2 protein-coding genes and 1 pseudogene are annotated in these 2394 nt (G+C 31.6%); 2 read left to right on the forward strand and 1 reads right to left on the reverse strand.

What is annotated here, in order from left to right:
* Positions 1–276 precede the first annotated feature (276 nt).
* Positions 277–1224 carry a DNA-binding domain-containing protein gene (locus V7024_RS24045; RefSeq protein WP_335524588.1) on the forward strand — a complete coding sequence of 316 codons (948 nt, stop codon included), beginning with the start codon at positions 277–279 and terminating at the stop codon, positions 1222–1224.
* Between the two features lie 214 nt (positions 1225–1438).
* Here the strand turns inward: V7024_RS24045 and V7024_RS24050 are convergent.
* Positions 1439–1615, reverse strand: a pseudogene (locus tag V7024_RS24050) (flagellin); the annotation flags it as partial.
* 169 nt (positions 1616–1784) lie between these two features.
* Here V7024_RS24050 and V7024_RS24055 point away from each other — a divergent pair.
* A complete protein-coding gene (locus tag V7024_RS24055; RefSeq protein ID WP_335524589.1) occupies positions 1785–1973 on the forward strand; it encodes a hypothetical protein in 189 nt (62 codons plus the stop codon).
* Positions 1974–2394 lie beyond the last annotated feature (421 nt).

A 2394-nucleotide genomic window follows, 5' to 3' on the forward strand; every position in this document is an offset into this window, starting at 1 on the left:
TAGAAGCGGTCAGGGCCTGTTTTTGCCTCGGACAACGGTTTAAAACAAAGGGAGAAAGCGAGTGCAGGTTATGCTTTCTTCTATATGACAGTGACTTATGTGCCCGAAAATCAAAATGGATTTATCGATATTACATTTTTCTACTTTTTATATATTTTTTTATGTTTATTAATTGACATATAATTTACATATATTATATGATTAATATGTAAAATTTACTATTTTTACAAGTGATAAGGGGATTATTAAAGGGTAATAAGGGGAGTGCGATGTGAGATGGCACAAGAAAGCGCAGTTTTAGTTGTAAAGAAATTACAAGAATTACTGAAAAAGAAAGATAAAATTAAAAATATGGAAGAAGAATTTGAAAAAATAGCAAAAAAATTTCATGTGAAATTTGAAGAAGTATTGGATTTGTATAATAAAATATTTCTCTTTCAAATGGATGTGGAGAAACTTGGTGGTTTTGAAGTATACGAACAGTCAGATATAGCATGGTTGAAGTCTGAGTTAGCCTTATTACAAGGAGTTTACCAATTTTGTCAGCAAAACGGTATGAACATTTTGGAGATTTCTGATTGTTTAAGTAAGGAAAAGCTACAACTATTTTTAAAAACACCAAGTCAATTGCAAAATACGTATTATAAATTAAGAAAAGAGGAAATCGGCCTAGAAAATATAAAAAAACAAAAACCAGGTCGAAAACGAAAGACTACTTTTATAAAACAATTACCTTTTAATAAGGAAGAGTATAAAAAAGAAGTAAAAATAAAAGAGGAAAGTCCTAAAATAGATAATAATCTTGTTACTTTATTATCTGGAATTGTTGGTAATTTCCAATTGATAGATGAAAAAGATGAACAAAATGAAACTGGGTTGTATCGCTTTATGGATGGAATTTATAAGTTGTCTAGCATGGCTGCAGAGTATGTTAAAGATGCACAAGATATTGCTGGATTTAGAAAAGAGATTACGGCGTTACACAGTGAGACAGAGCGCTTACGAAGAGAAAAAGAGGAGCTTGTAGCAGATATGAGAGAAATGACTAATCATATGATTCGCTTTATTACAAGTTCTGATGTAGAACAAATTCGTACCTTGCCGTATTTCGTAAATATGTGCAAACAAGACTTGTATAAACTTGGACTATATAGTGGTACAACAGAAGGTCAATTAAAAGTCATGATTGATCGTAGTGGGCAGGTTGTGTCAGTGGTGAAATAAGAGAAGTCATCCGGAAGCGGACGACTTCTTTTCACTATATAAATATAAATTGGAAAATAAAATACCCTCTCTTTTTTTTGGGGGGAGAGCATTTGATTATGCATCGAAGGAGTTAGAACATGTTGTTTTTACTACATGCAAGGTCTAAAACAATAGGAGAAAGTGAGTGTAGGTCACGTTAATTCGTATAGCATAGACTTGTATAATATGAAATTCATTTATATATTATAATAATATTCCTGATATATTGATTGAGTAGTTTGATAAGCATTTGTGGAATTTGATTAGCTTGTGAAACCCTACTTAATGAAACTTCTGTTAATAGCTTATACTATACAAATTCATTTATTTGTTTTGCCATATCCGCATCTTCAATACGCGAAGCACTCTCTCCATGTTAATGGCTTGATTTGCATCCTGTGTTGTTGAAATTTTCATATTGTTTGTTGCAGAGGAGTTATTTTGATGTCGGATAGATTAGAACTCATTTATTGATATCCCTTCTATTCTCTGCAAACAAAGGAATAACATTTAATGATTCTCACTGGAGTTTATACCATTTGCTGATTGGACTGAAAGATCACGGCATCCGAACTAATATGTTTGTCATAGTTTACAAAAAAGACTCAGCTGTAAGGGACATTGAAGTTGTATCTTCATTATTTCGAATAGCAACGCGCATTCCGCTTTCTCTAGCACGTCAAAATCAACTGCATAGCAACAGCGCTATTAATACGTTTGCATGTTGAGAGGCGCTCCCCCGCTTTGTTCATACGCTTTCATTTTTGTAGAGGGATTGCAGTGCTTCCATGTAGGGAATATTCGTGTTAACTCACATTGTATGTACACTCTTTATATTTGCTTGGTTATGTATTGCATTATATAGTAAAAAAGGATTTATTACTATAAATTGTAGGTGGAAAGGATCCTCTTCTCCCCGTTGGATAAAGAATAAGAGCGTATCGAGAAACTTCTTGTCTCGGAGGATAAAAATTAATTATTCAATTTTTTCATATCCCTAAATGTAAAATTCTCTAATTTTATAACAGCAACCCTATGTTACGATGATGAACTACAAAATGTAAATTAAATGTATATTACTATACTAAAAAATAAAAAGTAATAAAAATATAAAATCATTTTATAAAAATATTAAAAAAAACGAAAAAT

The sequence above is a fragment of the Bacillus sp. JJ864 genome (genome assembly GCF_036963045.1).
Taxonomy (GTDB): domain Bacteria; phylum Bacillota; class Bacilli; order Bacillales; family Bacillaceae_G; genus Bacillus_A; species Bacillus_A pseudomycoides_C.

Coding starts and splice junctions, on each gene's coding strand:
- V7024_RS24045 (WP_335524588.1), top strand. CDS start 277: ATGGCACAAGAAAGCGCAGTTTTAGTTGTAAAGAAATTACAAGAATTA.